Source organism: Streptomyces sp. FH025 (assembly GCF_017427025.1).
Classification (GTDB): domain Bacteria; phylum Actinomycetota; class Actinomycetes; order Streptomycetales; family Streptomycetaceae; genus Kitasatospora.
Genome location: NZ_JAFLNG010000039.1, coordinates 1 through 23,843, shown reverse-complemented (window position 1 = coordinate 23,843; position 23,843 = coordinate 1). Strand labels below are relative to the sequence as shown.

General features: G+C 71.7%; 22 protein-coding genes. 10 read left to right on the top strand and 12 right to left on the bottom strand.

What is annotated here, in order from left to right; all coding sequences use genetic code 11:
- From J0670_RS40165 to J0670_RS05160, 3 genes are all read right to left on the bottom strand, one after another.
- Positions 1 to 1,151: asparagine synthase-related protein (locus J0670_RS40165; RefSeq protein ID WP_307806385.1), on the bottom strand; the 1,151-nt coding region annotated here is incomplete at its 3' end.
- Positions 1,152 to 1,323: 172 nt separating this feature from the next.
- Complete coding sequence (locus tag J0670_RS05165; protein ID WP_207810055.1) at positions 1,324 to 1,458, bottom strand: lasso RiPP family leader peptide-containing protein; 135 nt, start codon at positions 1,456 to 1,458, stop codon at positions 1,324 to 1,326.
- 538 nt (positions 1,459 to 1,996) lie between these two features.
- The gene (locus J0670_RS05160; protein WP_207810054.1) at positions 1,997 to 2,533 is read right to left on the bottom strand and encodes a histidine phosphatase family protein; all 537 of its coding nucleotides are present in this window, start codon (positions 2,531 to 2,533) and stop codon (positions 1,997 to 1,999) included.
- A 443-nt stretch (positions 2,534 to 2,976) separates the two neighbouring features.
- Between J0670_RS05160 and J0670_RS05155 the strand changes: the two genes are divergently transcribed.
- Positions 2,977 to 4,824: a GNAT family N-acetyltransferase gene (locus J0670_RS05155; RefSeq protein ID WP_207810052.1), complete on the top strand. Its 1,848-nt coding sequence runs from the start codon at positions 2,977 to 2,979 to the stop codon at positions 4,822 to 4,824.
- Positions 4,825 to 4,981: 157 nt separating this feature from the next.
- Here J0670_RS05155 and J0670_RS05150 read toward each other — a convergent pair whose 3' ends face one another.
- On the bottom strand, positions 4,982 to 5,614 hold the full coding sequence (locus J0670_RS05150) for a TetR/AcrR family transcriptional regulator C-terminal domain-containing protein (RefSeq protein WP_207810051.1): 633 nt from the start codon (positions 5,612 to 5,614) through the stop codon (positions 4,982 to 4,984).
- A 66-nt stretch (positions 5,615 to 5,680) separates the two neighbouring features.
- Between J0670_RS05150 and J0670_RS05145 the strand changes: the two genes are divergently transcribed.
- The 3 genes from J0670_RS05145 to J0670_RS05135 all read left to right on the top strand — a co-directional run bounded on the left by J0670_RS05145 (position 5,681) and on the right by J0670_RS05135 (position 8,651).
- On the top strand, positions 5,681 to 6,913 hold the full coding sequence (locus J0670_RS05145; protein WP_207810049.1) for a beta-ketoacyl synthase: 1,233 nt from the start codon (positions 5,681 to 5,683) through the stop codon (positions 6,911 to 6,913).
- 189 nt (positions 6,914 to 7,102) lie between these two features.
- Complete coding sequence (locus J0670_RS05140) at positions 7,103 to 7,909, top strand: hypothetical protein (protein WP_207810047.1); 807 nt, start codon at positions 7,103 to 7,105, stop codon at positions 7,907 to 7,909.
- Between the two features lie 238 nt (positions 7,910 to 8,147).
- Positions 8,148 to 8,651: a hypothetical protein gene (locus tag J0670_RS05135; RefSeq protein WP_207810045.1), complete on the top strand. Its 504-nt coding sequence runs from the start codon at positions 8,148 to 8,150 to the stop codon at positions 8,649 to 8,651.
- Here the strand turns inward: J0670_RS05135 and J0670_RS05130 are convergent.
- Positions 8,629 to 9,909 (bottom strand): cytochrome P450, encoded by a 1,281-nt coding sequence (locus tag J0670_RS05130; RefSeq protein ID WP_207810044.1) that lies wholly within the window; start codon positions 9,907 to 9,909, stop codon positions 8,629 to 8,631. The genes J0670_RS05135 and J0670_RS05130 overlap by 23 nt on opposite strands.
- Before the next feature lie 550 nt (positions 9,910 to 10,459).
- Between J0670_RS05130 and J0670_RS05125 the strand changes: the two genes are divergently transcribed.
- Both J0670_RS05125 and J0670_RS05120 read left to right on the top strand, forming a co-directional pair.
- Positions 10,460 to 10,927, top strand: a complete 468-nt coding sequence (locus J0670_RS05125; RefSeq protein ID WP_207810042.1) for a hypothetical protein — start codon at positions 10,460 to 10,462, stop codon at positions 10,925 to 10,927.
- A gap of 254 nt (positions 10,928 to 11,181) precedes the next feature.
- Positions 11,182 to 13,257 (top strand): FG-GAP-like repeat-containing protein, encoded by a 2,076-nt coding sequence (locus tag J0670_RS05120; RefSeq protein ID WP_207810041.1) that lies wholly within the window; start codon positions 11,182 to 11,184, stop codon positions 13,255 to 13,257.
- A gap of 155 nt (positions 13,258 to 13,412) precedes the next feature.
- Here the strand turns inward: J0670_RS05120 and J0670_RS05115 are convergent, their stop codons facing one another.
- The 5 genes from J0670_RS05115 to J0670_RS05095 form a co-directional block, all read right to left on the bottom strand.
- The gene (locus J0670_RS05115) at positions 13,413 to 14,636 is read right to left on the bottom strand and encodes a glycosyltransferase (RefSeq protein WP_207810039.1); all 1,224 of its coding nucleotides are present in this window, start codon (positions 14,634 to 14,636) and stop codon (positions 13,413 to 13,415) included.
- A gap of 119 nt (positions 14,637 to 14,755) precedes the next feature.
- Positions 14,756 to 14,980, bottom strand: a complete 225-nt coding sequence (locus J0670_RS05110) for a hypothetical protein (protein ID WP_207810037.1) — start codon at positions 14,978 to 14,980, stop codon at positions 14,756 to 14,758.
- Positions 14,981 to 15,032: 52 nt separating this feature from the next.
- Positions 15,033 to 15,797: a MerR family transcriptional regulator gene (locus J0670_RS39835; protein ID WP_207810035.1), complete on the bottom strand. Its 765-nt coding sequence runs from the start codon at positions 15,795 to 15,797 to the stop codon at positions 15,033 to 15,035.
- Positions 15,794 to 17,014 carry a GDSL-type esterase/lipase family protein gene (locus J0670_RS05100; RefSeq protein ID WP_207810033.1) on the bottom strand — a complete coding sequence of 407 codons (1,221 nt, stop codon included), beginning with the start codon at positions 17,012 to 17,014 and terminating at the stop codon, positions 15,794 to 15,796. Before J0670_RS05100 ends, J0670_RS39835 begins: the two co-directional genes overlap by 4 nt.
- A gap of 86 nt (positions 17,015 to 17,100) precedes the next feature.
- Positions 17,101 to 17,670 (bottom strand): TetR/AcrR family transcriptional regulator, encoded by a 570-nt coding sequence (locus tag J0670_RS05095; RefSeq protein ID WP_207810031.1) that lies wholly within the window; start codon positions 17,668 to 17,670, stop codon positions 17,101 to 17,103.
- Positions 17,671 to 17,881: 211 nt separating this feature from the next.
- Here J0670_RS05095 and J0670_RS05090 point away from each other — a divergent pair, with 211 nt between their 5' ends.
- From J0670_RS05090 to J0670_RS05075, 4 genes are all read left to right on the top strand, one after another.
- Positions 17,882 to 18,892 carry an aldo/keto reductase gene (locus tag J0670_RS05090; protein WP_207810030.1) on the top strand — a complete coding sequence of 337 codons (1,011 nt, stop codon included), beginning with the start codon at positions 17,882 to 17,884 and terminating at the stop codon, positions 18,890 to 18,892.
- 47 nt (positions 18,893 to 18,939) lie between these two features.
- A complete protein-coding gene (locus tag J0670_RS05085; protein WP_207810028.1) occupies positions 18,940 to 19,359 on the top strand; it encodes an SRPBCC family protein in 420 nt (139 codons plus the stop codon).
- Between the two features lie 281 nt (positions 19,360 to 19,640).
- Positions 19,641 to 20,762, top strand: a complete 1,122-nt coding sequence (locus J0670_RS05080; protein WP_207810026.1) for a serine hydrolase — start codon at positions 19,641 to 19,643, stop codon at positions 20,760 to 20,762.
- 179 nt (positions 20,763 to 20,941) lie between these two features.
- On the top strand, positions 20,942 to 21,718 hold the full coding sequence (locus J0670_RS05075) for a MerR family transcriptional regulator (RefSeq protein ID WP_207810024.1): 777 nt from the start codon (positions 20,942 to 20,944) through the stop codon (positions 21,716 to 21,718).
- 250 nt (positions 21,719 to 21,968) lie between these two features.
- On the opposite strand, the gene J0670_RS05070 is transcribed toward J0670_RS05075, so the two are convergent.
- Positions 21,969 to 22,796 carry an arylamine N-acetyltransferase gene (locus J0670_RS05070; protein ID WP_207810022.1) on the bottom strand — a complete coding sequence of 276 codons (828 nt, stop codon included), beginning with the start codon at positions 22,794 to 22,796 and terminating at the stop codon, positions 21,969 to 21,971.
- 123 nt (positions 22,797 to 22,919) lie between these two features.
- A partial coding sequence (locus J0670_RS05065) for a TIGR03571 family LLM class oxidoreductase (RefSeq protein WP_207810020.1) occupies positions 22,920 to 23,843 on the bottom strand: 924 nt, incomplete at its 5' end.

The window sequence follows — 23,843 nt, the reverse complement described above, 5'->3', positions numbered from 1 at the left end:
GTCCGGCCAGGCTGGATGCCAGTGGCCAGTGGCCAGTGGTGCAGTGCGCGGTGGGCGCGCAGTCGGCGCAGGGCGGTCACCGGTCGGCGGCGGAAGAGCGAGTGCAGGTAGGCGGCGCTGCCGGTGAACAGTTCGTCGGCCCCGTGCCCGGTCAGGTGCCGGGTGGCGCCGTGTTCGACCAGCAGGCGGTTGCCGGCGTGGATCGCGTTCATGCCGCGGGTGAGGGTGCGCGGGGCCTCCGTGTCGGGCGTCCAGTAGGGCGGGGCGTAGAGCGGCGGGGCGTCGGTGTCCGGCACGAGCAGGTGCTCGGCGTGTTCCAGCAGACCTGCGGCGCGGGCGGCGTAGCGCGGGTCGTCGTTGAGCACGCTGCCGCCGGTCCGGCGGAGGATCAGCAGGTCGGGGCGGTGCTCGGTGGCGAGGAAGCACAGCGAGGTGGAGTCCATGCCGCCCGACAGGTCCGCGGACAGCCTGCCGCGGTGCGGTTGCCGCTGGGCCACGGCCTCGCGCAGTTCCTCGCGGACCCGGGCCGCCCCGGATACCAGGGGGAGGTCGGGTTGCGGCGGGTGCCACCAGTGCACCGTGCGGGCCGCGCCGTCACGGGGGATCGCGAGGTAGGAGTCCGCGGGCACCTGGTGCACGCCGCGCCACGAGCTGCGCTCGCTCAGTGGGGCGAAGAGCATTCCGTACGTCACGACGGCCGCGAGCAGGTCCTCGTCCGGCTGCGCGCCGGTCACCCGGGCCAGCGTGTCGGCCCGGTCGGCGGCGAGCGGCACGCCGTCCAGGGTCGTGGCGAAGACGCAGCGGGTCCCGGTGACGGTGCCCTGGAAACGCACCTGGCCGTGGACCGATGCCACCAGGTGGGCGCTGCCGGGAAGCCGGTGGGCGAGCTCGTCCAGGTCCGGCAGGTCGCGCACCGGCCGGGCCAGCGCGGTCAGCCGCTCCGCCGTGACCGCCGTGAGGCCGTACGCCGTGACCCGCACCGGGCCGGCCTCGGTCACCACCAGGTCCTCGGGTGCCCAGGAGCCGGCCAGCCAGGGCCGTCCGGAGGGGTGGGCCACCGTCTGCGGCAGCCCGGCGCCGATCCGGCGGTGGGCCCAGGCGCCGCCCGGGGAGTCCGGGAAGACCACGAGGCCGTCGTTCACCGCTTGCACTTGCCTCACCTGCCTGACCACCAGGTATCGGGTCGGTGGCCCGTCCCGCCGTCCGACAGGGTGGGCGGAAGGTGTGTGGTTCCGGCCCCGCGCCGACGGTTGCGCCCGTGCGCAGCTGCCGCGGGGGCGAGGTCCGGTGCGGGGCCGGGTGTGACGTCACCTGTCGGTGTTACTAGGACTTCTTGAAGCCCGGGGTGCTGGCGTCCTTCGACACGTGGATGGTTCCGTCCGTGTCCTTGCTGAAGCGGCCGACCTTGGCGACGGTGGGAGGTGTGTAGCGCTTCGGCAGCTTCTTGTTCCTGATCACGGCCTTCTCCAGGTGTCTAGGCTGGATCTGAAGCTACGTCAAACATATATCCGCTTCGTCCGCAGTATCCACCTTATGGGGAATTTGACGCTATGTGCACAATTTGCCTTGGATCGGGGATTCCCCGCCCCTCGGCCATGAGCGCGTCGACGGAAGCGGAATTCGAGGCGTGGCGTAGCGGGATCGGGGATTTCCGCGGCCTGGCGGGCAGGGATCGGTCACGGAACCGCCGGTGCCGTCACGCGTCACCACACGTCACCATGTGCCGGTGCGCGCGCAGGCACGGGCGTCCTCGACCGCTGTGGGGGAATCTGCCCCTCCAACCAATCAAAGCGGGTTCCGAAGGATCGGCAACTCCAGGGAGACACTGCCGAGAGAATTTCCGAATCCCCCGAAATCTCCGGACGGGGCCGACGGATCCGCCGCCCGGAATTCGGGCTACCCTCCGTACCGCGAACCGTCACCTCGGTCGCTCTCAGCGCATTTCGGCTGAATTTCCTCGACCACCGAGGCCGGCCGCCCCCGCTTCGGTTCGCCGTCAGCTGCGGGGGCCTCGGGGCACGATGAAGTCGACCAGCCGGGCCGCGCCCTCCCTCAGCCCGCTCCACGGGCCGTCGAGTTCCAGCACGGCGATCCCGCTGGTGGGGAACTTCTCCCGCAGCCGGTCCAGCTCCGCACCGGCCGCGTCGGTTGCCAGACGCAGGACCAGCTCCTGCACCGCGGGCTGATGCCCGATCAACAGGACGGTCACCGCCCGCGGATCCAGCCCGCGCACCAGTTGGACGAGACCGTCCGTCCCGGCGCCGTACACCCGGGCGTCGAAGTCGACCGGCGGCACGCGGTCCCACTGCGCGGCCACCAGGTTCCAGGTCTCGCGGGTCCGGCGCGCCGGTGAGCAGACCACCCGGTCCGGCAGCAGACCTCGATCGCGCAGCCAGCGGCCCGCCTCGGGAGCGTCGCGCCGCCCACGCTCGGCGAGCGGCCGGTCGACGTCCGCGACGTCGTCGGGCCACGCGGACTTCGCGTGCCGCAGCACGGCCAGCCTCCGCACCGGGTGGGTCCGCACTTCGTCCATCCCTCCACTGTGGCGGGTCCGCCGCGCGGCCGCCGCCCGGGGACTGAGCGTCCGCGTCCTGCGGATCGGCGAGTCATCTCCTCATGTACCTGTGGATCGGTTCCGCGAAGCTGATGGGGCGCTCCCCGGGCGTCGACCTGGCCGTGCACAACGCCCCGACCCTGCCCGAGCCACCCTTCCTCTACTGATCCCCACGGGCCCGCAACCGGGCGAGTGCGCGCGGTGACCACGCCTCCCCGCGGCGGCCAGGCAGCGTCCGCGAACGGCAACAGTCGTGCACCGAAGGCCCTTTGAGGCGAAGGGAGGTGCCGTGGGGTAGGTGCGAACCGATGTGAAGGAGTTATGCTGATTATCGGTCAAATCATCGCGACTCGTGGACCTTTGGTGAGCGATGGTCGCCCTTCCCCTTCCGTGGTCGTCCTTCTTCGCTCATGAGGGAACTGATGTCATCCAGTGAGTCGACGCCGGAGCTGCCCTGGCACGTGACGGCCTTCCACATCCCCAACGGCTCCGGGGGCGCGGTCGAGTTGGTCCGCCGTGTCCGTGAGCTTCGGGCGCGCATCCTGTTCGACGGCGGCAGGCGGCCGGCGTTCCGCGACACCACCGGCTCGCATCCGGACGACCAGGAACTCGACTACGGTGCCTGGCACTTCATCGGCAGACGTCAGGCGGACGGTCGCGTGCTGGGCTACGTCCGCCTGTGTTCTCCGGCTCCCGGCCGCGTGCTCCAGACCGAGGCGTTCCTCGGTTCCGGCCCCTTCCAGGAACTGCTGGAGGCGGAAGGGCTGCCGCTTGAGGCAACGTTCGAGCACAGCCGTCTGGTCGTGGAACACGACGCGCGCAAGCTGGGCCTGGGCGTGTACCTGAACGCGATGGTGATCGCCGCGGCCCGCTCGCTGGGTGCGAAGGCGATGATCGGGACGTCGGGGACCGCGGACGGGCAGGACGGGTTCCACCGGCGGTTCGGGTTCCGGCCGGTGGAGGACACCCGCAGGTACGTGGACCGGTACACGGAGGAGGTCCTCATCATGTTCCAGCGGACGGCCGACGGCGCGGGCGAGCACTCCTCACTGGTGAGCCGTCTCGAAGGGGTGTTCCCCGGCATCGTCGCGGAGCCGGAGACGGTGCGGCTGGAGCAGCCCGCGCCGGATCGGCGGCCGGCTCCGGAAGCCCTGGGGCGTCTCCGGTCCATCGGGTCGCCGTCCACGGACAGCTGGCGGCCGGTTCTGTACCGGCCGCAGAACGGTACGGACCGGGACGGGCTGGCCGCGCTGCTGGAGTCCGGACAGGTCCGCGAGGTCTGCGACACCCTCGACACCCAGCTGGAAGAGCTCATCCGCAGCCGTGAACCCTCGCAGCGGTTCGACCCCGAGGCCCTGCGCGCGGCCAAGGACCGGCAGCTCGCCGGGGCGGACCTCTGGGAGTACGGCACCTGGGCCTGGTACCCCTGGTCCGGGCGGCTGGTGCACCTGCTGCCCCGCAAGGAGTTCCGGCTGGTGCGCACCGACCGCAACCGGGGCAAGATCGAACGCCCCGAGCAGCGGCGCCTGCTGGAGCGGCGGGTGGGGATCATCGGCCTGTCCGTCGGCAGCAGCGCCGCGCTCACCTTCGTGATGGAGGGCATCGGCGGCGCGTTCAAGCTCGCCGACTTCGACAGCCTGGGCCTGTCCAACCTCAACCGGCTCCGCGCCGGGGTGCACGACCTGGGAGCCAACAAGGCGGTCATAGCCGCCCGCCAGATGTTCGAGATCGATCCCTACCTGGACATCGAGATCCACCCCGGCGGGCTGACCGGCGAGACGATGGACGACTTCTTCACCGGCGGGGGAGGCCCGATCGACCTGCTTGTCGAGGAGTGCGACACCCCCTGGGTCAAGCTCGCCGCCCGTGAGAAGGCCCGGGCCCTGGGCGTACCCGTCGTGATGGACGCCAACGACCGAGGACTGCTGGACATCGAACGCTTCGACCTGGAACCCGACCGGCCCCTCCTGCGCGGCCGGCTCGGCGGGACCACCTCCGAGGACCTGACCGACCTGTCCTTCGAGGAGACGGTGGCCCTGATCCTCGCCATGGTCGACGTCCAGCGCGTCAGCCCCGAAATCGCCGCCGCCATCCCGCAGATCGGCAAGACACTCAGCAGCTGGCCGCAGCTCGCCTCCGGAGTCGCCCTCGGAGGGGCGCTCACCGCCGAGGCGGCCCGCCGCATCCTGCTGGGCAAGCCCTGCGCCTCCGGCCGCTTCTACACCGATCTGGAAGTGATGCTCGCGCCCGACCGCAGCACCGTCGCATAGCCGGCGGCTCGACACCCCGTTCCACCCCGCCCGACGCCGGCCGGCCCCTGCCGCGAGCCGGTCCTCGGGCCGCGACAAGGCCGCCGTCGGGCGGGAACAGAGCACGCCGTCGGGCGGGAACAGCGCACGCTTTCGCCGCGGGCCCGCTCGGCTGGGCTCAGCCGCGCTCGGGTTCGTCGTGGATGGTCAGTGCTCCGGCGAGGTCGAGGTCGGCGTTGGTGCCGTGCGCCCCGGCGCGGACGAGCAGCACCGCGCCCATCGCGGTGCTCCAGAACGTCCTGGCCTCCACGTCGAGCGGGCGGCGGGCGCTCCAGCCGCGGGCGTCGACGAGCTGGCTCATGAAGCGCTCGGACTGCCGGAACAACAGCTGGAGGTGCCGGTCGACCACGGGGGCGAGTTCGGGCTTGGAGATCCCGGCGGCGAGTGCCCGCGCGACCGACGGGAGCGAGGGCATGGCCAGGACGGCGCGGGCGATGTTGCGCCGGAACGCCGCCGCGTCGGGGGCCTGGCGGCCGATGCGCTCGATCCGCCGGGCGTCGTGCAGCAGGCCGAGGAAGGCGGCGTGCACGAGCAGCGAGTCCTTGGAGCCGAAGTAGTAGGTGACCTGGTTGGGGAAGACGCCCGCCGCGTTCGCGATCTCCGCGACGCTCACCTCGGCGCCGGGCCGCTCCTTGCACAGCCGTGCGGTCGCCTCGATCAGCTGGCGTCTCGTTGCGCGACCACGGTCACGGGAGCGGGTCGACGTTGATCGGGCCGGTGTCGATCGGGCTTCGGTTCGCTTCTTCTCCACACCCGAATTGTATGTGATACAACTAGGCCTGTTAGCTTGTATCGCATACAAGAAAGGGTGAAGGGCATGCACCGCACTGAAGTCGTCGTGACCGGACTCGGCGCGATCACACCGCTGGGCGCAGACGTGGAGTCCACCTGGAAAGCCCTGCTCGCCGGCGAGTCGGGCATCCGCGGCGGCGTCCTGCGCGACCACGAGGGGGTCGGCCTTCCCGACGCCGCCGCGGGGACGATGGCGATCGACCCCGCCGAGTCGCTGCCGCCGGTGCAGGCCAGGCGGCTCGACCGCTCGCAGCAGGCGGCCCTCGTCGCGGCGGCCGAGGCCTGGGCCGATGCCGGTGCCCCGGGGGTGGATCCGGAGCGGCTCGCCTCGGCGATCGGCACGGGCATCGGAGGCGTACGGACGCTGCTGAAGGAGGACGACACACTGGAGTCGGCCGGGACGCGGCGCGTCTCGCCACGCACGGTGCCGATGCTCATGCCCAACGCGGCGGCGGCGCTGATCAGCATCGAATACGGCGCACGGGCCGGGGTCTACACGCCGGTCTCGGCGTGCTCCTCCGGTGCCGAGGCGATCGCCCTGGGTGCGAGGCTCATCCGCTCCGGCGAGGCGGACGTGGTCATCGCGGGCGGGACCGAGGCCGCGATCACCCCGATCACCGTCGCCGGCTTCGCCCAGGCTCAGGCGCTGTCGCGGTACACCGCCGAACCCGCTTCCGCGTCCCGGCCGTTCGCCGCGGACCGCAGCGGATTCGTCCTCAGTGAGGGCGCCGCCGTCGTGGTGCTCGAAAGCGCCGAGCATGCCGCCGCCCGGGGCGCGCGCGTGCGCGCGGTGCTCGCGGGAGCCGGTATCGCCGCCGACGCCCACCACATCACGGCACCCGCCCCCGACGGCTCCGGCCAGGTGTCCGCCATGCGCAAGGCCCTCGCGCAAGCCGGTCTGGCTCCCGAGCAGATCAGTCACATCAACGCCCATGCCACCGGAACTCCGACCGGCGACGTCGCCGAGGCGCACGCGATCAGGGAGGTCTTCGGCCGCGCCACCGTGACGGCCCCCAAGGCGGCACTTGGTCATCTCTTCGGCGCGGCCGGTGCGATCGAGGCGCTCATCGCCGTCCTCAGCGTGGAGCACGGCATCATCCCGCCGACCCGCAACCTCGCCGGGGCAGGCGTCGGGTCCGACATCGATCTCGATGTCGTCACGGAGCGACGAGACGTCCCCCAGGAGGCTGTGCTCAGCAATTCCTTCGGCTTCGGCGGACAGAACGTCTCACTCATCGTCACCGGCGCGGCTCGCTGACGAGAAGGCGGCCACAGCCGTCGCGTTCCCATAGCGCTCAACGCCCCGGCACCGGTTTCCGGGAGAGCACGGGTGGGGTCCGCGTGGCGGGCCCCACCGTCCAGCCGGTCGCTCCTTCGGCGCTCCTCCCGAAGCCCGAAGACGGTCCTGGCAGGGGCTCTGTCATGCCGTCATGGAAGACTGCGGCACATGTCCCTCGCCGACCTCACCTTCGACCAGTGGCGATCGTTCGACCTGTCGACCGCCCGCCGAGTCGCACACCGCGCAGCCGATCTCGCGGATGGTCGCGTGGTCGCCGTCGAAGCCGTCGAAGCCGTCGAGTGCCTCGGCGTCCGGATGCACCAGGTGCGGATCGAGCGGGGCGCACAGGAGTTCGCCCTGGTACCCGGCGGCGCCGTGACGCTCGGATTCGACCTCGACGCCTGGCAGCCGACGCCCGAGCAGGCCGCCGACTACCGGGAGAGCCTGGAGCAGGGCTTCGGGTACGGCCCTGACCTGCGGGCCCACCTCGCGCAGGTGCTCAGCCCGCGTCGGCGCGTCACCCTGGAGACCGTGCTCATGGCGGTGGAGGACGAGGACCTGACCGAGCTTCCCGCCGACATGCCGGCCGTGCTCGCGGCTCGCGGCCTGCGGATGCCGAGTTCCGACGAGTGGGAGCACGCCTGCGGAGCCGGGGCGAACACCCTGTTCCGTTGGGGCGACGACTGCCCCCTCGACCGGATCCCGTACGACGATCCCACCGGCCCGCAGCACCAACTGAGCCACCTGGGCCTGCGCATCGCGTACGACACGTACCGGATGGAGCTGACGAGCGACGTCACCGCGGTGCACGGCGGTGACGGCGGCGAGTCGGCGTGCGGCGGCTACGGTCACCTGCTGGGGTGGCTGCCCCTGGCCACGGCCAACCGCAATCCCTTCCTCGCCGAGTTCGTCCACGGCCCGGAGGGCGACGACGTGTGCGAGGACCTCTCCACCCGGCCGGTCCTCGTGCTCTGATCCGAGCACGTTCCTCGGCTCGGTCGCAGATCCTGTGCGGCCGGGTCGTCCTCGGCTCCCACGGCCGTCGATCCCCTTGAGCGGCCTCCCGGAACGCCGTGTCATGCTGGCCGACCACGGGCGACCGTGATCGCCACGGCTGCGAGCGGAAAGAGACACGATGAGAATCCCATGGCGCCGACGGCAGGCCGGGAGATCACGACGGCTCATCGAACTCGCGGGTGTGAGGCCAGGATCGGTGGACGACGGCGACGACCTGGACGTCTGCCGACAGGTCGCGTTCCGGGCGGCCCGGCGGGACTGCGGCGCGACCGCCGAGGTCCTGCTGGTCGTCGAGGAGTTGCTGAAGGGCCAGACCGAGTACGAGTTCCTCGCCACGCTCCTGGAGAACCTCCAGAACCTCGTCTCCCACGGCCTCGACATGTTCCGCTCTCCCGACGAGATACGCCTGCTGCTCGGACCCCGAAGCGCGATCTGCTGGGACACCGTGGCCGGCTTCTGGGGCGCGGTGGCCGACTGGAGGGTCGGCACCGGTGCGCCGCTGGAGCCCGCCGCCACGCTCCTCGGCGTCGAGAACGAAAACCTGCGCATGCTGCTGTGGACGGCGAACAGGACCCTCTCCACCGGCGAGAAGCTCGGGATCGCTGACGCCGTGCGCTACGAGAAGGCCGGCGGGTCGCCCATCCCCGGGTTCAGCCACATTGCGGTCGCGCTGCGCATCACCGGACAGGGCAGCCCCTGACCCTCCCTTTCCCCTTGGGTGCGGCCGCGGCGGGCGTCGGGACGATCCAGAGCTCGGACGGGCCGCTGACGATGACGGACTCCACCCGGGCCGGCGCCGGGCCGGACGGGTCCAGGACGCTGTCGGGGTAGGCGCTGAAGAGGCCGTCCAGGGCCACCTCTGCCTCCAGCCGGGCCAGGGGTGCGCCGAGGCAGAAGTGCGGGCCGTGGCCGAAGGACAGGTGCTCCTTGTCGGGGCGCGTCGGGTCGAAGTCGTCCGGCCGGTCCGGGTGGACCTCCGGGTCCCGGCCGGCCGCGCCGAATCCGAGCAGGATCGGCTCGCCGCGCCGGATGACCACGCCCTCGCCGAGGTCGACGTCCTCCAGCGGGTAGCGGAGCGGGATGTGCATCACCGGGCTCTCGTAGCGCAGGGTCTCCTCGATGACGTCCTCCCAGCCGAGGGCGCCCTCGCGGACCTGGGCCAGGTAGCCGGGGTGGGTGAGGAGCGCCTGGATCGCGCTGGTGATGAGGTTGACCGCGGTCTCGTACCCGGCGCCGAGCATCAGGAAGAGCGTGTCGCGGGACTCCTCCTCGCTGCGGCCCGTCTCGCCTCCGGTGCTGACGGCGGCCACGTCACTGGCGAGGTCGGGCCCGGGGGAGCGTCGTTTGAGCTCCAGCAGCTCGGCCAGCACCACGTCCATCTCCGCTCGGGAGACCGTCATCTGCTCGGTGGTCGCCGTCGTCGTGAGCAGGGTGTCCATCGCCCTGCCGATCCGGGGCCGCATGTCGGCGGGTACGCCGAAGAGGTCGCAGATCACCGTCATGGTCAGCGGGAGCGAGAGGGCACGTCGGATGTCCACGGCCTCCCCGGGGCGGAGTTCGCGGAACGCGCCGACGAGGGCGGCGGTCGTCGCCTCGATCCCGGGCCGCAGCGCGGACACCCGGCGGGGCGAGAACGAGGGCGCCAACCGTCGTCGTCCCGAGCGGTGTTCGGCGCCGTAGAGGTTGAAGAAGTTCCGCTGGAACGCGATCGGCCCCATCGGCCATCCCTCGGGCACCGAGGCCAGGGCGGGCCAGTGCTTGCGCGGGTCGCGGGAGACCCGCGGATCGCCGGCCAGGGCGCGGATCACCGAGCTTCGGGTCACGGACCAGGCGATGATGCCGCCGGGGAGTTCGACCCGCACGGCGGGCCCGGCGGAGCGGAGCTCCGCGTTCTGCTGGTGCGGGGCCCGGGCGGTCATGTCCAGCACCGGGCAGCCGCTGTCGTCGTCTGGAGCCATGGGCAGTGCTCCTCAGGGTCTCTCGGGGGCGCCCCGGTAGGCCGTGCCGCGGCACGGCCTACCGTGTCCGGGGTCTGTGCCCCGTTGTAGAGGGGCGCGGCGCGCTCGTCAACGGTCCGGACGTACGACACCGGGGCCCCACTCCACTCCCGTCCCACGGCCCTCGTTGACGTTGCGTAGGAAGTCGGCGGGTCCGACTTCCTACGCACGAGGGGGCCGTAACGGCGGCGGTCGAGTGCGCCGATGAGGGTCACCAGGGCCGCGCGGGCATTGCCGTCGCCGATCGCGCGACGGCCTGCCGGCAGCGGCGGTCTCCCGCTATCATCCCACGGGGGAGGTGTCCATGTCATGATCTGCTCGGGATCACCGCCAGCCTGGCCGAAGTCGACCCGCCTGATTGATATTTCGGGTGAGGCGCACGAACGCAGCCAGCACACAGCGAGCGAGCCGAGAGGCGCAGTGGACCTACCTGACAGTCCAGCGTGACCGGAACTGCCCAAAAGTACCTCCGCAGCCCTTAAGGGACACGTTTACGAACAGAGGAGATCTCATGCTCAAGCGACTTCTCTCCATGGCCACTGCGATCGGTGCCGCCGCGGCCACCGTCGTGTGTGCCGCCCCCTCCGCGTCCGCGCAGGAATACAACTTCGCGTGTCGTTCCGACAACACGCCCAACCACTCGTGGGCGAACTGGGGCGGCGCAAACATAGATTCCTGCATCCAGGTCAACGGTTCCCAGGTCATCGCGGGGGTCGGAGTCAACAACGCCTTCCCGTCCGATCCCTGTGCGCAGCTCGTGGACGTGTTCACCGGCAGGTGGCTGTATGACTACGGGTGCGCCGACAAGTGGACCGGCAGTTGGGTCCCTGGCCTCTCCGGAAACCACTACTTCAACATACCCTCGATGGACATCAGCAGGACCGGGGACCCCGTGGTGGTGCAGGTCGGCTTCTGGGCGGATTTCGGGTCGGGGTTGCAGTACTACATGAACGTGCAGAGCCCGCGGATCAACTTCTAGCCCCAACGCCGGTCAGTTAGGCATCTCCAGGCCGAGGCCGTGGTTGGTGAGGCGGGCGGCCAGTGCGGTGAGTTCACAGTGCATGTCCGCCGCCTCCTTACCCACAACGGGTACCCAAGCGGTCCGGGGCCCGGGGGAGTTCGGTGATGAACCGGGCCCGTGCGGTGGATCCGCCTCGGCTATAGGATCCGGCGGGTCGCGCGCGAACTTGATTGCGCGTCACGCGACCGCCGTACGCCGCTCCTGGAGACCTGATGCCCCGCATATCCGCCCGAAGAGCAGGCCTGGCCTGGCTCGCCACCGCCCTGCTGGCCGCCGGCCTCGCCTCCGCACCGGCGGCGACAGCCGCGCCCACGGCGGCCGCCGCACCCGCCGTTCCCGCCGCCCCGCCGAACGGCGTGCTCTTCGACGACTTCCACTACACCGGCCCCGACGACCCCGCCCTCGCCGCACACGGCTGGACCGTACGGACCGGCACCGGCGGCCCGGGCCCCGCGGCGAAGTGGGACGCGGCCGCGGTGAGCTTCCCGTCCGACCCCACCGCACCGGGCGGGCAGGCACTGCAACTGCGGGCCACCACCGACGGAACGGTCGACGGCACCCGCCAGGCCCAGATCAACACCGCGCAGAGCAAGTTCTACGCGGGCACCTACGCCGCCCGCGTCCACTTCACCGACCAGGCCACCGTGGGCGACGGCAGCACCGACCACCCGGTCCAGAGCTTCTACTCGATCTCGCCGTTCCACCAGAACCTGCCCAACGCCGAGACTCCGCAGTACAGCGAGCTCGACCACGAGTACCTGCCCCACGGCGGCTGGGACCAGGCCAACCCCGGCGCCTCGTACAACACCACGGCCTACCACGGCTCCGGGGACGACAACAACGTCCACACCGGGCGTTCCCTCCAGGGCTGGCACACCCTGCAGACCACGGTCTGGAACGGCACCACCACCTTCTACCTGGACGGCAGCGTCTACTCCACCGCGCCGGCCCGGTACTCGCCGCGCGAGCCCATGAACATCGACTTCAACGCGTGGTTCATCGACCTGAACTCGACTGGCCACGCCCGCAGTTGGGATGAGCGGATCGCCTGGGTCTACTACAACGACTCGGCCGCCCTCTCCCCGTCCGACGTCACCACCGCCACCAACGGCCTGCTCGACAGCCAGACGCACTTCGTCGACACCGTGCCGAAGCCGACCGCCCCGAACGACCACACCGGCGACGGCATCAGCGACATCTCCCTCTTCTACGACCACGGGCCGAGCGACCCGGTGGCCGGCTGCCCGCAGAGCGGCGCCGAGCACACCAGTGTCTTCGGCCTGGCCGCCCTGCCGGACTACACCGGCGCGCTCGGCGGCCTGACGAACCGCTCGGACGACCCGTGCGGGCTCGGACGACCGAAGTTCACCGCCTCCGGCGACTTCGACGGCGACGGCAAGGCCGACCTCGCCGCCTTCTACGACTTCGGCACCGTCGGCGCCAGCTGCACCGACGGCAGCCACACCGTGATCGTCGAGTGGCCGGCCGGGAAGCCCGCCCGGACGGCCTGGGAGAGCACCTGCTTCGGCAGCGGAACCAAGGCCTTCACCGCCGGGGACTTCCGCGGGAACGGGCGCAGCGACCTCGCGCTGCTGTACGACTACGGCGCCGGCCACGTCCGGCTGCTCACCCTCGCCTCCGACCCGGCGGGCGGCTTCGGCGGCCTGGTGCCGCAGTGGGACGCCTCCGGCTGGGGCACCGGCGCCAAGTTCCTGACCGCCGGTGACTACAACGGGGACGGCAAGACCGATCTGGCGTTCTTCACCGACTACGGCAGCGTCGGCGCGACCTGCACGGGCGGCCACCAGGCCGTCCACACCTTCACCGCCGACCCGTCCGGCAGCGGCACCTTCCGGGCCCCGGTCAAGGCCTGGGAGAGCACCTGCTTCGGCGGCGGCACCACGGCCGTGGTCTCCGGCGACTTCAACGGCGACACCAAGAGCGACCTGGCCCTGCTCTACGACCATGGCGCCGGCCACCTGAGCCTGCTCACCCTCACCGCCGACCCCGGTGGCAGCGCCACCTTCGTCAGCGGCCTGGTCCCGCGTTGGGAGACCTTCGGCTGGACCACCGGCACCAGGTTCCTGACCGCTGGTGACTACAACGGGGACGGCAAGACCGATCTGGCGCTCTTCACCGACTACGGCAGCGTCGGCGCCACCTGCACGGGCGGCCACCAGGCCGTCCACACCTTCACCGCCGACCCCTACGGCACCGGCGCCCTCCAGCCTCCGGTCAAGGCCTGGGAGAGCACCTGCTTCGGCGGCGGCACCGCGTTCCTCAACTGACCGCTCCCGCACGTGTCCCCGGCCGGCCGCCGACGGCCGACCGGGGACCGGCCAGCGGGCGAGGAAGCCGACGGAGTGGTCCGACGGGCCGATCCGCCGCACCTGCTGTGCGACATCCCGCGACATCCCTCCGGGCCGTCGACGGGAGGCGGGGCTCAGTGGCTGAGGTTCTCGTCGATCCGGGCGATGTGGGAGAGGACGGTGCCGGCGCCGTCCTCGGCCGCGATGAGCGAGCCGACGGCGGCCGCGCGGTGGCGGACCGGCTCGGCCAGGGCGGCCGTGATCGCGGTGGCGAGGCGCTCGGGGGTGAGGTCCGCGAACGGCACGGGCTCCGGGGCGACTCCCAGCCGGTGCAGCCGTGCCGCCCAGAACGGCTGGTCGGCCATGACGGGTACCGGTACGGCGGGGACCCCGGCGCGTAGCGCGGCGCCGGTGGTACCCGCTCCGGCGTGGTGGACGGCGGCGGCCACGTGGGGGAACAGCCAGTCATGGGGCAGGTCACCGACGGAGAGGATGCCGTCGCCCGCCGCCTCCAGTCCGGCCCAGCCCGCCTGGACCACCGCGCGCACACCCGCCCGCCGCACCGCCGCCGTCACCAGCTCACCGAGCCGCTCACCCTCGCCGGAGGCCATGCTGCCGAAACCGATGAACACCGGGGCCGGACCGGCCTGGAGGAAGTCGACCAGTTCGGCCGGAGGCCGCCAGCCTGCCGGCCGGGCGGGCCACCAGAAGCCGGCCACGTCAACCGGGGCCGGCCAGTCCGCCGGGCGCGGCACCACCAGGGGGCTGTAGCCGTGGACGACCGGACGGGTGTGCCCGAGCGGCTCCGGCGACGTCGTGCCGGGAAGGCCGAGGCGCTCGCGCATCCGGGCCACGGCGCCCGAGAACAGCCGCTCCGCGCTCCGGAGCCGCTCCCGGCCGGCGGCGAGATTGCCCTCCGGTCCCAGGTCGTCGCCGCCGGCGGGGCCGGGCAGCGGGAACTCCCTGGTGGCGAAGGCGGGCGTGAGGTACGTGCCGAGGACGGGCACGCCGTAGGCTTCCCCCGCCGTCCGGCTGAGCGGTGACGGGGCGAAGGCCGTGAGCAGCAGGTCGGCTCCGCCCGCCACGGCGTCCGCCACGCCGTCGGCGAGGCCGTCCACGAACGCGGCCATCAGCGCGCGGGTCTCCTGCGGGGACGTCGCATGGGCTCTGGCGCGGATGAGCTCCTCCGGGTCCCCGGGCAGCGGTCGGTACTCCAGGCCGCAGGACTCGATCAGCCCCGCGAACGTCGGATGGGCGACCACGGCGACCCGGTACCCGGCGTCCATCAGGCGCCGGCCCAGGCCCGTGAACGGCGCGACGTCCCCGCGGGAGCCGGTGGTGACGATCAGGATGCGCATGGGGGGTGATTCTTCACGGCGAGCCGGTGCCGGCGCCAGCCTCGGAGCGGGCCGCGGGCAGGCGCCGGAGTGCCGCCCGGCGCGAGATCGCGAGGTCACCGTGGATCAGCGGTGCCGCGTCAGACGGTGTTCACCCCGCCGTCGTGCCGCACCGCGCCATCCGTGACGCGTCCGAGCCGGATGAACGTGACGAGTGCCTGGACGGCGAGGGCCAGAACGACGGCGGGGAGAACGGTCCACGGCAGCATCCCGCCGATCGTCAGGGCCGTGAGGACGACCAGAGCCGTGATGAGGGTGGGCAGGACGGCGGACACGGAGATGCCGATGCGAAGGCGGCGGGTCACGAACACTCCTCTGGGAAGGGTCGAACGGGGAAAGGACCATCGGAACGAACGGTCATGTGGTGGAGCGGGCGTGGTCGAGGTAGGTGGTCAGGTCGTGCCAGGCGTCGGCCGGAGCCGTCGGGTCGCCGGACATCGCGGCCGGCTCGTACCGCCAGGCGGACCGCACCGCGGCCGAGACGCCGCTGTCACCCCCGGTGAACAGCGAGGCCAGCTCATCCATGCGTGCCACCAGCTTCCTCACCTGGGGCGCCGCCGGATCCACCCCGGCGGTCCGCAGCGCCTCGGCCCTGCGGTACAGCTCCGGCCACTCGACCTCCAGCAGGTAGTGGGCGGCAGGACCCAGCCCTGCCGCCCGGTCGTGCAGGGTCCGTATCTGGTCGTCGTCGAGGTGGCGCCGCAGCGCCTGCCGGCCCTCCGGTCCCGCGCCGCCCATCGTCCGGAGCGCGCCGATCAACGTGGAGATCTCGGGTGCCCGGTCGGAGACCAGCTCGCCGTGGATGTGGGCCAGTCGTTGCCTCAGGGCTTCCAGGGACGCGATGGAGGCTTCGACGCCGGCCAGGTGCTCGCTCACCAGCCGAACCGGGTCGACTCCGACGTCCAGGCACGTGGCGATGCTCTCCAGCCCCAGCCCGAGACGGCGCAGCGCGAGCACCTGATACAGGCGGATCACATCCCGCTCGGTGTACTCGCGGTGCCCGGCGGCTGTACGCCTGGACGGACTGAGAAGCCCGATCTGGTCCCAGTGGTGCAGGGTACGAACAGTCAGGCCGCTCGCCTCAGCGAGCGCTCCGACCTTCCACGTCTGGTCGTTGCTCATGCACCAACGATGCCCCCTGACGTCGCGTGAGGTGCAAGCCCGCCGGTTTCGGCGGCGAAGGGGCCACCGTCGCCGAACGCGAGCCGCCCGAAGTTCTCGCCGATGCGGCGGTGGGTCGCGGGGTCGGGGTGGATCTCGTCGGGCAGGGGGAATTCGGCGTAGTCCTTCTCGCCGTACAGCTCGCGGCCGTCGAGGTAGTACAGGTTCGGGTCGTCGGCTGCCCGCTGTTCGACGATCCGGGCGAGTTCGTCACGGATGACGTTGAGCGTGAGGCGCCCGGCGGCGCGTTCGGCCGGATCGCCCGTGGCCTTGAACCGCAAGGTGCCGGTGGAGAAGTCGGGCATGAGGGGGCCGGGAGTGTCCTCCTGGACCGGGCACAGAATGGGCGACACGACCAGCAGCGGCGTGCTCGGATGCCCCTCGCGGACGGTGTCGAGGAAGCCGTGCACGGCGGGCAAGAAGGCGCGCAGGCGCATCACGTCGCTGTTGACGACGTTGATGCCGATCTTCAGGCTGATCAGGTCAGCGGGCGTGTCCCGCATCGCGCGGGCGGTGAACGGGTCCAGCAGCGCGCCGCCGCCGAACCCGAGGTTGACGAGTTCCACGCCGCCGCGGGCGGCCGCCAGCGCCGGCCAGGTGCCGGTCGGGTGTGCGGCGTTGGAACCGTGGCTGATGGAACTGCCGTGGTGCAGCCACACCTTGTTCCCGTCGCCCGGCGTCGGTTCGACGGGGGCATCGGTGCGCAGGGCGATCAGCTCGGTGATCTCGGTGTGCGGGAGCCAGATCTCGATGTTCTTGTCGTGCCCCGGCAGACCGGTGAACCGGGCGGTGCCGACAGGCCCCTCGGACAGCTCGGAGGACTGGGTGACCATGTCGGTGATCGTGCGTACGTTGCCGCCTGCGACGGTGGCCTGGGCGGTGAGCCGGCCGTCGACCAGCAGGTCGTACACGCCGTCGGCGGGCGGTGGGAAGCCGCGGTAGACCCGCTTGGTGGGCAGGGTGTCCAGCTCGATGCTCGTGGCCCGGGTACGGAAGGCCAACCGCACACCGGAGGGCTGGGCCTCGGCCACGGCCAGCTGGTCGTCGGGGATCTGCCGCCGGGCGCGGGCGGGCAACCGGTGCGGCAGCAGGCCGTGCGCGGTCGCTTCCAGGTCGAGTTGGCCGCGCAGCATGTCCGCGGTGACGGGTGTGGTGATCCGGTCGTGCTCGCTGTTCATCGTCGGTCTCGCTCAAGGTTTCTCGGTGTCGGATGCGCCGGTGGTCGGCGCGGCGGACCGCCTGGCGCGGTTCGGCCCTCATCGGGTCAGCACGCAGCGCGGTTCCGCAGCAGAGTGTCGAGGGAGTCCAGGATCCAGGCCCAGGATTCCTGCGCGCTGGGCTGGCTGTGGTCGAAGCCCCCGGCCAGTTCCAGGCTGACGTAGCCGTGGAACACGCTGCCCAGCATCCGGACCGCGTGCGTCTGGTCCGGCTCCGTCAAGTCGTAGCCACGGAGGATCGCCCGCGTCATCTGGGCGTGCCGCACCCCCGCACTGGCGGCCGCCGTCTCGGGATCGAGCCTGAGCCGGGCGGCGGCGTAGCGGCCCGGGTGCTCCCGGGCGTAGTCGCGGTAGGCGTCCGCGAAGGCGGCCAGGGCGTCCTTGCCGGCCCGCCCGGCCAGGGCGTCGGCGACCCGGTCGGCGAGCTCCTCCAACGCGAACAGGGCGATCCTGGTCTTGAGGTCCTGGGAGTTCTTCACGTGCGAGTACAGGCTCGCGACCTTGACGTCGAACCGCCGCGCGAGCGCCGAGATGGTCACCTCGTCGAAGCCGACCTCGTCGGCCAGTTCCGCCCCCGCCCGGGTCAGGCGCTCCGGGGTCAGCCCTACTCGAACCATAGCCTTCCTCCCATTCGGCGACAACCATTTTGCAGTTACCTAAATGCTATAGGCAAATTGGCGTACTGCTCATGAGGCCCGGGGGTGCAGCCTCCTTGCATTAGGCAGCGCCTGCAAGTATTGTCGATGCAAGTAAGGCGCGCTTACATCTACTGCAAGCGCCGCACATCTCGGTGGGCCACCTGCCCACCCCGCCCGCAAAGGCACGGTCATGTCCCTCAAGAAGATCCTTCCCGGCAAGCTCGGCTTCGGCACCGCACCCCTCGGCAACATGTTCCGCGCGATCCCCGACGCGGAGGCCCGCGCCACCGTCGAGGCCGCCTGGGACCAGGGCGTCCGCTACTACGACACCGCTCCCTTCTACGGCGCCGGCCTCGCCGAGGAGCGCCTGGGTGAGGTGCTGTCCACCAAGCCGCGCGGCGCCTACGTGCTGTCCACCAAGGTCGGACGCGTCATCCTCGACGAGAAGGAGGAGGGTGAGCGCGACCTTGGTGAGAAGGGCGGCCTGTTCGAGCACGGCAACCCCAACAAGATGCTCCACGTCTGGACCGCCGAGGCCACCGAACGCTCCATCGAGGACAGCCTCAAGCGCCTGGGCACCGACCGCCTCGACATCGTCTGGGTCCACGACATCGCCCAGGACTTCCACGGCGACCAGTGGCTGAGCAAGTTCGAGGAGGCCCGCACCGGCGCCTTCCGCGTCCTGTCCCGCCTGCGCGACGAGGGCGTCATCAAGGCCTGGGGCCTGGGCGTCAACAAGACCGAGCCGATCGAACTCACCCTCGCCCTCGACGAGCCCAAGCCCGACGGCTTCCTCCTCGCCGGCCGCTACACCCTCCTCGACCACGACCACGCCCTCCAGCGCCTGCTCCCCATGGCCCAGGAGCAGAACGTCGACATGGTCGTCGGCGGTCCCTACAGCTCCGGCATCCTCGCCGGCGGCACCCACTTCGAGTACCAGGCGGCCCCGGCGCACATCATCGAGCGCGTCACCAGGCTCAAGGACCTCGCCGCGCGGCACGGCGTGTCCATCAAGGCCGCAGCCCTCCAGTTCTCCCTCGCCCACCCGGTGACCGCCGCGGTCGTCGCCGGCGCCACCAGGCCCAGCCGCATCGCCGAGGACACCGCCGCCCTCAACGAGAACGTTCCGGCCGCGTTCTGGCACGACCTGCGCGCGGCCGGCCTCGTCAGCCCGGCCGCCCCGCTGCCCGCGGGCGCCTGAATCCCGGCACGGCAACTCCCCAGCACCAGAACCAAGGAGAAAAGACCATGGCTTCCACTTCCGTCAGCCGCGTCGTCCCCGCCTCTCCCGAGAAGGTGTGGAGCCTGATCGGCGGCTTCGACGCCCTGCCCGACTGGCTCCCCTACATCCCCGAGAGCACCGCACTCGAGGGCGGCCGGGTCCGTCGGCTGAAGAACCCCGAGGGCGAGGTCATCATCGAGCGCCTCGTCGACTTCAACGAGACCGAGCGGCACTACAGTTACGCCATCCTCCAGGCGCCCTTCCCCGTCACCGGCTACGTCTCCACCCTCCGCGTCCACACCGTTCCCGGGCGCGAGGACCTCGCGGAGGTGCAGTGGTCCGGCCGCTTTGCTCCCGACGGTGTGAGCGAGACCGAGGCGGAGGACCTGTTCGCGGGCATCTACCGCGACGGTCTCGAGGCCCTCGCCCAGGCACTGACGGCCTGAGCGGCGCACTTCGTCTCCTCCGGGAGGGCCCGGGGGGCTGGGGGAAGGAGACGTGAGGAGTGACGGAGCGGCGGACAGCCAAGCCATCTGGTCCGAGTCGGACCTACACGCCGACGCACTGGCCCCGGGCGCGAGCCCGGGGCCAGTGCGTCGGCGTGATCGTTGCGTCGGCGGCCGGCGGCTGTGAGCTGGAACACGGTTGAGGTTGACCTTGGGTCAGGGTGGAGGCTCGCTGCAACGGCCCGACACCGATGCGGGCACAGCGGATCCGAAGGAGCAGGATGTTCATCACCCTTCCCGGTCAGGAGCAGGATCGCCCGGAGCTGCAGAAGGCGATCGAGGAGATCGTCGAGTCCGGTCTTCTCGGGGTGCAGCTGCGGGTGAACGACGAGCAGGGCGAGTGGGTCGGCAGCGCCGGGGCGCGCGAGCTGGGACAGGGCGCCAAGCCGCTGACCGACGGGCACTTCCGCATCGGCAGCACCACCAAGAACTTCGTCGCGGCCTCGGTGCTCATGCTGGTGGCCGAGGGCAGGATCGGCCTGGACACCCCGGCCGGTGACTACTTGCCCGGGTTCGGGCTGGACCGGCGGATCACGGTGCGGATGCTGCTGCAGCATACCAGCGGGATCTTCAGCCACACCGGCGAGCTCCACGAGGACGGGACGGTCGCGCTCGGGGTCCCCTGGCGGGGCAAGGAGTGGGTGGACAAGCGGTTCCACACCTACCTGCCCGAGGAGCTGGTGCGGCTGTCGTTGTCCAGGCCGGCGCGGTTCGCGCCGGGGTCGGGTTGGAGCTACTCCAACACCAACTACGTGCTGGCCCGGCTGGTGATCGAGAGCGTCACCGGCCGGTCGTTCGCCGAGGAGCTGCAGCGGCTGATCCTGGGGCCGCTGGGGATGACCGGCACCGTGGCCCCGGGCACCTCGCCGGAGATCCCCGAGCCGCACAACCACGGCTACTACCGCTACGAGGACGCCGGGCAGGAGAAGACGGTCGACGTCACCCGCCACAACCCCTCCTGGGTTGCGGCCGGCGGTGACATGATCTCGACCACCAAGGACCTGCACACGTACTTCTCCGCACTGATGGGCGGCAGGCTCCTGCCGCCCGGACTGCTCACCGAGATGCGCACCCCGGAGGCGACGATCGGCTACGGCCTGGGGGTGTTCGCGCAGGACCTGGGCCAGGGCGGCGGCACCGTCTTCCACCACAACGGCGCCACCATCGGCTCGGCGGCGCTGATGTACGGCACTCCGGACGGCCGCACGACCCTGACCGCCGGGCTGACCTACGTGGACGACGCCGACATGTCCCTGGCACCGGCATTCCAGAGCGCCCAACAGCGGCTCGTCAGCGCGGTGTTCGGCGGCGGGCAGGTCGATCCGGCACGGCCGACGGGCTGAACGTCCGGGGCCCGTACGCTTCGGGGGAGGCGCCCTCCGGTCGTGCGTCCTCCGGCCGTGCGTCGGACGGAACGCGAACCGGGGCCGCGCCGGGCCGGACGGGCTCGGCGCGGCCCCTCCACCTGCTCGGCCACGCTGTGCGTCGTGGCCGAGCCCGAGCACGAAGGCAGGATGAGCGGATGGCGAGCGGGGTCACGATCGGGCAGGCGGCGGGGTTCGTCGGCGTCACGGTGAAGACGGTGCGGCACTACCACCGGCACGGGCTGGTCGACGAGCCGCGGCGCGACGCCTCCGGCTACCGGCGGTACGGATCGGAGGAACTGCTGCGGCTGGTGCAGGTCCGGACGCTGGCCGCCGCCGGGGTGCCGCTGGCCGAGATCGGGCCGCTGCTCGACGCCGACGCCGGCCGGTTCGCCGACGCCCTCGCCGACGTCGAACGGCGGCTCACCGAACGGATCGCGGAGCTGACCGCGCGCCTCGACACGCTGCACCGGCTCGCCGAAGGAGACCGGGCCCTGCTGCCCGAGCGCGCCTGCGCGATCCTGGACCGGATGCCCGGCCTCGGTTTCGGCCCCGACTACGTGGCCGCGCAGCGCGAGGCCCTGGTACTGGCCCGGGTCCTGGCGCCGGAGGGCTTCGACGGCTTCCTGACCCAGCTCGAACACCGTCTGGAGGACCCCGAGTACATCGACCTGGCCAAGCGCGGCCAGGAGGCCGAGACCTGGGAACCGGACGACCCGAGGATCGAGGAACTCGCGACCGCCATGGCCGACCACTACCTCGCCAACCCCGCGCTGCTGGGAGACCCCGCCAGCCAGCGGGCCTGGACCAAGGCCTCCACCCAGTACCGGCTGATCAACAACCACCGCGGGGACCGGGCCCCGGTCTCGGCCCGCCTGACCGCGCTCACCGAGGCCAGACTCCGCTCCGCAGGCGTACCCATCCCACGCCGATGACGGGGGCGTTGCGGCAGGTTGGTGCCGCCGGTGACGACGGCGGCGGTGAGGCCCGATGTGTGACCCGCAGTGGTTGTCGCCCTATGGACGGGTGGCGGTCTTCTCCAGCAGGTTCCGGAGGGCGCGTTGCTGCCCGGGGGTGAGAGCGGCCAGGGGCGAGTCCTGGGTGAGGAGTTCGAGGAGCCGTTCACGCAGGGCGCTGCCCTCGGCGGTGAGGACGAGGTGCCTGGCGCGGCGGTCGGACAGACGGTCACGACGCCAACGGGCTCCCCGGGGGTGCCGGGAGGCGATCCAGCCTGATCCCGAAGTGGGTGTGGTAGGCGGCGAGGGCCTCGTCGTCGGTGAGGGTCGACTCGGTGCGCTCGCCGGCCGGGGTGGTGGTGATCAGGCGGTTGCCGCTGAGGGTCACCCGGCCGCCGTCCGCGGTGAGCATCGAGCAGGTCGTCGAGCGGGTGAAGTGGGAGTCCGGCGAGGTGGTCTGCCACCAGCAGGTCGGCCTGAAGTCGTCCCGCTCGTACGGGCGCAGGCCCAGGCGGTACTGCGGTTCGCCGTTCATCAGGACGTCCAGGTCTCCGTGTCCGCCGACCGGGGCGATGGTGAACGTTCCGTGGGCGTCGTGCTGTTCGCCGCGCTCGTCGAGGCGCAACGGGTGGCGGCTGAAGCGGCCGAAGCCGACGTCGACCAGCCACGGTTCGTCGAGGTCCACCCGCAGCGCGAGGTGGTCGAACGGCGGGCCGGGCCGCTCGCCGTCGTAGACGCGGCCGGCCAGCAGGCTCACCCGGTAGCCGAGTGAGGTGAGCAACTCGGCGAAGGCGCCGTTGAGTTCGTAGCAGAAGCCGCCCCGGCGACGGGTCACGACCTTCGCCAGCAGGGCCCTGGGGTCCAGGACGACGGGTTCGCCGAGGTGGATGCTCAGGTTCTCGAACGGGACGGTGCGCAGGTGCGCGAGCTGGAGCCGGGCGAGCGCCTCCGGGGAGGGCGCTCCGGGGTCGGGGAGGGCGATGCGGTCGAGGTAGCCGGACCGCTCGGCGGCGGTGAGGCCGGCGTACGGCTGCTCGGGGTGTCGTGCATGATCCATCCGGCCATTCCACCCGCGCGCAGGCCGGAGGGCCATCGGCTTTTGGTCCTACGCCCTCCGGTCTCCGCGGCGACTCGTACCCGGCCACGCCGACGCCGTGGTCCGACGAGGTCGGCCCAGGCTCTACGCGACGGATGTGGGGAAACGCGGCAGGACGTACTCCGCGAGCTCCTGCAGCAGCTCCTCCACCGGCCGGTCGTTGGGTCGCAGATTGAAGGAGACGTGCGAGACCCCGAACAGCGCCATGGTCTCCAGGTGCTCGATCAGGGCGTTGCGGCCGGTGCTGAGGCCGAGCCGGATCGGACGGGCCGGGGCGTCCGGGTCCTCCTGGAGGGTGAGCACCATCGGGGTCATGTACGGCTTCTCCCCGGCGAGTTCGCGCCACTGGCGGGTCCGCAGGCGCAGCGCTCCCAGGTCGCGGGGGTAGTTGAGCGAGGCGTCGGCGTGCTCGGCGATCCACTCGGGCGTCTGCTGGGCGCCGCCGGCGACGGCGATCGGGATGCCCGCCGCCTCCGCCGGTTTCGGCAGGACCTCCAGCTGGAAGTCCGAGCCGAGCCCGGCCCCGGGCAGCTCCAGCGGGCCCGGTCGCCAGGCGGCGCGCAGGGTGTGCAATCCCTCGCGGAAGGCGGCGCCGCGGGCCTCGAAGTCCCGTCCGAAGAGCGGGTACTCGACGGGACGGTCGCCGCTGGCGAGACCGAGCAGCATCCGGCCGCCGGAGAGCGCGTCGACGGTGGCGGCGGCCTTGGCGACGAGCAGCGGTTCGCGCAGCGGCAGGACGACGGCCGCGGTGCCGAGGACGGCGTGCTCGGTGACGGCGGCGAGGTGCCCGAGGTGGGTGAAGGTCTCGAAGACCGTCCCGGCGTCCCCGAAGCGGACGGGGTCGAAGAGCGGGACGTCGCGCACCCAGAGGCCGGCGAAGCCGAGCCGGTCGGCGAGCCGGGCGAGGCGCGCGTGGTCGGAGAGGTCCGGGACGCCGTGGGGGCGGCCGGCCGTACGGTCGGTGGTCTGCCGGGAGGGGCCCCAGTCGTTGTCGAGGGGGAGTTCCAG

What these genes read in the sequence shown, in the direction of transcription:
- J0670_RS05160 (WP_207810054.1), bottom strand. Translation starts at nt 2,533, where the DNA reads ATGGACGAAGTGCGGACCCACCCGGTGCGGAGGCTGGCCGTGCTGCGG.
- J0670_RS05155 (WP_207810052.1), top strand. Translation starts at nt 2,977, where the DNA reads ATGTCATCCAGTGAGTCGACGCCGGAGCTGCCCTGGCACGTGACGGCC.
- J0670_RS05145 (WP_207810049.1), top strand. Translation starts at nt 5,681, where the DNA reads ATGCACCGCACTGAAGTCGTCGTGACCGGACTCGGCGCGATCACACCG.
- J0670_RS05140 (WP_207810047.1), top strand. Translation starts at nt 7,103, where the DNA reads ATGTCCCTCGCCGACCTCACCTTCGACCAGTGGCGATCGTTCGACCTG.
- J0670_RS05130 (WP_207810044.1), bottom strand. Translation starts at nt 9,909, where the DNA reads ATGGCTCCAGACGACGACAGCGGCTGCCCGGTGCTGGACATGACCGCC.
- J0670_RS05125 (WP_207810042.1), top strand. Translation starts at nt 10,460, where the DNA reads ATGCTCAAGCGACTTCTCTCCATGGCCACTGCGATCGGTGCCGCCGCG.
- J0670_RS05120 (WP_207810041.1), top strand. Translation starts at nt 11,182, where the DNA reads ATGCCCCGCATATCCGCCCGAAGAGCAGGCCTGGCCTGGCTCGCCACC.
- J0670_RS05115 (WP_207810039.1), bottom strand. Translation starts at nt 14,636, where the DNA reads ATGCGCATCCTGATCGTCACCACCGGCTCCCGCGGGGACGTCGCGCCG.
- J0670_RS39835 (WP_207810035.1), bottom strand. Translation starts at nt 15,797, where the DNA reads ATGAGCAACGACCAGACGTGGAAGGTCGGAGCGCTCGCTGAGGCGAGC.
- J0670_RS05100 (WP_207810033.1), bottom strand. Translation starts at nt 17,014, where the DNA reads ATGAACAGCGAGCACGACCGGATCACCACACCCGTCACCGCGGACATG.
- J0670_RS05095 (WP_207810031.1), bottom strand. Translation starts at nt 17,670, where the DNA reads ATGGTTCGAGTAGGGCTGACCCCGGAGCGCCTGACCCGGGCGGGGGCG.
- J0670_RS05090 (WP_207810030.1), top strand. Translation starts at nt 17,882, where the DNA reads ATGTCCCTCAAGAAGATCCTTCCCGGCAAGCTCGGCTTCGGCACCGCA.
- J0670_RS05085 (WP_207810028.1), top strand. Translation starts at nt 18,940, where the DNA reads ATGGCTTCCACTTCCGTCAGCCGCGTCGTCCCCGCCTCTCCCGAGAAG.
- J0670_RS05080 (WP_207810026.1), top strand. Translation starts at nt 19,641, where the DNA reads ATGTTCATCACCCTTCCCGGTCAGGAGCAGGATCGCCCGGAGCTGCAG.
- J0670_RS05075 (WP_207810024.1), top strand. Translation starts at nt 20,942, where the DNA reads ATGGCGAGCGGGGTCACGATCGGGCAGGCGGCGGGGTTCGTCGGCGTC.
- J0670_RS05070 (WP_207810022.1), bottom strand. Translation starts at nt 22,796, where the DNA reads ATGGATCATGCACGACACCCCGAGCAGCCGTACGCCGGCCTCACCGCC.